Below are 3406 nucleotides of genomic sequence, written 5' to 3' on the forward strand. Positions count from 1 at the left end.
GCCTCGGGCAGGGAACGCGCCTGGGGGTGCTGGGCGCCGGCGGAATCGGAACCATATGCGCACTGGTAGCGGACCACCTCGGCGCGGGCCCGATCGTGGTCACCGACATCAGCGGGGACAAGCTGACCCGCCTCGCCGCCGCGGTCCCTGCGATCCCGGTCCGGCTGCCTGGCGAGGACCCGGTGCACGCCGCGCTGGCGGCGACGGCCGGGGAAGGCCTGGACGCGGTACTCGTCACTGCCGCGGCGCCGGGCGTGCTCGATCAGGCCGTGGCGATGACACGCTCCGGCGGCACGCTGGTGCTCGTGGCCCTGCCGGGCGCGCCCGCGCCGCTCGACGTCGACGCCTGCGCGGTCCGCGAGCTCAGCCTGCACGGTACGTACGCCTACCAGGACCGTGACTTCGCCGACGCCGCCGGCCTGGTCGGCGACGGCATGAACGTGCTCGCCGCGCTCACCCACGAGGTACCGCTGGACCGGGCGCCGGCCGTGTTTGAACAGATCATGGCCGGACTCGATTACACGAAGATCGTCTTCACGAACGACCGGGCGGACGGCTACCCCATGAGCGGGTTAGCGTACGGGCACCAGCGAATCGAGCGTTCGCGCCAGCTCCGCCGGCCGGGACACGAACAGCGAGTGGCCACCGGGCATGCCCAGGGCTTCGATGCCGAGCCGCTCCCGGCACGCGAGCTTGATCCACTCTGGGGCCACCGCTGGCTCCTGCTCGCCGTAGACATACGCGACGCGAACGTCCGGCCACCGGGTGTCGTCAGGCACCGGAAGCTCGTGCTGCGGACGAACCTTCGCCAGCGCCCAGTCCACGGTCCCCGGCGGGCAGTCGTCGAACAGCCGCTCCGCGACCTCCCTGGTGCAGACCGTCCGGCCGAGCGAGTCCGTCTTCCTGGTCTGCGCGGTCACCGCTCCGGCAGCTGGCGCCCCGCCCGACTGATAGGGCGGAGGCAGGATGCCGCCGGGAATGGAGGCGGCGAGCAGGATCACGTCGGAGAACTTCCCCCGCTCGAGCAGCCGCGGGACCATTCGCCCCGAGCGCGAATGCGCCACGACTATCGTGTCCCCATCGCCGAAGGCCGCGAGCGCCACGTCGACGTGGTCGTCCCAGCCGGCTGTGATGTCATTGATCGGCAGGTCGACGGCGATCGCGTCGTGACCAAGCTGGCGCAGCTCAGGCGTCAGGAACTCCCAGACCCACGCCCCTTCGAATGCGCCGTGCAGCAGGCCGAACACAGCCACCAGGAATCGCCTCCAGCCGTTAACAGTGCGTAAAATCGAGTATCAACTTGACAAACGATAGTAAGACCTAGACTATCATCTGTACAGCCCAATAGCCCTAACGCGAGGCGCGGAGAACAAAGCCGATGGCAGTTACCGAGGAGGCCTCATCCCGGTCTGAAGCGATCTACCTGGATCTGCGGCAGAAATTGCTCCGGGGCGAGTTCACGCCCAACTATCGCCTGAAGCTCTCCGAGCTGTGCGCCCAGCGAGGCGTCAGCGTCAGCGTCGTGCGCGAAGCGCTGACGCGCCTGGCTGAGCAGGGACTTATCCAGTCCCAGCCCAACAAGGGCTTCTACATCCCCAATTACACAGTCGAGGAAATCAACGATCTCGCCTTTCTGCGGTCGCACATCGAGGCGCTAGCCATCCGGCTCGCGATCCAGCGGGGTGACGCCCCATGGGAAGCGTCCGTCGTCGCCGCTCATCACGAGCTGAGGCTGACGCCCCGCGTGCGTTCCTCGGTCGATCCGGTCGGCAGCCAGCAGTGGAGCCGGGCCCATGCCGTCTTTCACGCGGCATGCGTGGCGGCGTGCGGCTCGCCGCGGCTGGTGGCGGCGCAGCACCGGCTTTACGACGAGGCCGAGGTCCTGCGGCAGATGTCCGAGATGTCCGGCGGAATGAGCCGTGACGTGGAGGGCGAGCACGCCGCCATGGTCGAGGCGATCACGTCCCGCGACGCCGACCACGCCGCGGAACTCATTCGCAGGCACGTGGAAATCACCGCGGGCCTATCCGTCAAGGCCGCTGTCGCGCGCACTCAGTCAGAGGATAGCTAGATGGACCTCGGCATTGCCGGCCGGTGGGCAATCATTTGCGCATCGAGTGCCGGCCTCGGTTACGCGTGCGCTGAGGCGCTCAGCGCCGAAGGCGTCAACGTGGTGATCAACGGCCGTGACGGCGCCCGCCTCGCGGCCGCCGCGGAGAAGCTCCGCGGTCTTGGCGGCGGGAAGGTGGTCGAGGTGCAGGGCGACCTGCTCGACCCGGGCACCAGGGAACTGCTGCTCGGTGCCTGCCCCGAGCCGGACATCGTCGTAACGAACAACGGGGGCCCGCGCCCCGGACCGCTGCGGACCGCCACCGAGGCCGACTGGGAGCAGGCGCTGCAGGGAAACATGCTCGTCCACCTCCGGTTGATCGACTCCGTGATCGACGGCATGTGCGAGCGACGGTTCGGCCGCATCATCAACATCACGTCCGCCATGGTGACCACGCCAGGACCGGGGATGGCCGTCTCGTCAGCAGCGCGCGCCGGGCTGCACGCCACGGTGAAAGGGCTGTCGTTCGGCGCCGCGCCCTACAACGTGACGATTAACAACCTGCTGCCCTACAAGATCGACAGCGGCCGGCAGATCCAGGTGGCTCACGTCACGGCCGACAGGGAAGGCATCAGCTTCGAAGAGGCCAGGCGCCACCAGACGGACCCGATCGCCGCGCGGCGCCTGGGCAGGCCGGAGGAATTCGGCGCGGCCTGCGCATTTCTGTGCGGCGAGCTGGCCGGCTACATCTCCGGCCACAACCTCCTCCTGGACGGCGGCAGCTACCCCGGGCTGGTCTGAGCCCCGCGTAACGGGAAACGGTCACGGCCGCAACGCGGCCTTGATCACCGTGCCCCGCGTCACCGCGTCAAGCGCCGCCGCCCAGTCGTCCAGCGGGAACGGCGACACCATGCGGTCCGCGGGCACGGCCGCAGCGCCGCACAGCAGGTCGAGCGCCGTCAGGTAATCGGCGGCCACCGAGCCGTAGCTGCCGCGGAGCGTGATCTCACGGCGGACCACCCTGCTGCCGTCCAGCGCCGCGAGCCGGTCGTACATGCCGACCGCGGTCAGGTCGCCGCCTGCGCGCAGCCCGCCCACGGCCGAAGCCAGCGCCGCCACCGCCCCCGATGCCTCGATCCAGGCGCCGACGGGCTCGGCAGGCGCCTCGGTCCTGGTAGCGAAACCGCACTCGCGCAGCAACGGCAGCCGGACCGCCTCGTCCCGCTCCACCCCCACTACGGTCACCTCGGCTCCCCTGGCCCGAGCGGCGAAGGCGGCCAGCATGCCCACCGGCCCGGCGCCGCTGACGATCACCCGCCCGTCGGCGGGCAGCGGGGTGCGCGCCGCGGCGTGCAC

The 3406-nt window shown here is 69.9% G+C and carries 4 protein-coding genes and 1 pseudogene; 3 read left to right on the forward strand and 2 right to left on the reverse strand.

Annotated elements, in window-relative coordinates:
- Positions 1-95 precede the first annotated feature (95 nt).
- A pseudogene (locus WA805_RS31005) lies at positions 96-356 on the forward strand (zinc-binding dehydrogenase); the annotation flags it as partial.
- 216 nt (positions 357-572) lie between these two features.
- Here the strand turns inward: WA805_RS31005 and WA805_RS31010 are convergent.
- Positions 573-1253: an alpha/beta fold hydrolase gene (locus tag WA805_RS31010; RefSeq protein ID WP_422340892.1), complete on the reverse strand. Its 681-nt coding sequence runs from the start codon at positions 1251-1253 to the stop codon at positions 573-575.
- Between the two features lie 125 nt (positions 1254-1378).
- Between WA805_RS31010 and WA805_RS31015 the strand changes: the two genes are divergently transcribed.
- Positions 1379-2071 carry a GntR family transcriptional regulator gene (locus WA805_RS31015; protein ID WP_425244106.1) on the forward strand — a complete coding sequence of 231 codons (693 nt, stop codon included), beginning with the start codon at positions 1379-1381 and terminating at the stop codon, positions 2069-2071.
- Entirely contained in the window at positions 2072-2851 is a 780-nt protein-coding gene (locus WA805_RS31020) for an SDR family oxidoreductase (RefSeq protein ID WP_424563327.1), read from the forward strand. It abuts the gene before it with no gap.
- A 21-nt stretch (positions 2852-2872) separates the two neighbouring features.
- Here WA805_RS31020 and WA805_RS31025 read toward each other — a convergent pair.
- Positions 2873-3406, reverse strand: a 534-nt coding sequence (locus WA805_RS31025; protein ID WP_425244107.1) for a zinc-binding dehydrogenase, incomplete at its 5' end; no start/stop codon positions are given.

This window comes from Trebonia sp., assembly GCF_049794275.1.
Lineage (GTDB): Bacteria > Actinomycetota > Actinomycetes > Streptosporangiales > Streptosporangiaceae > Trebonia.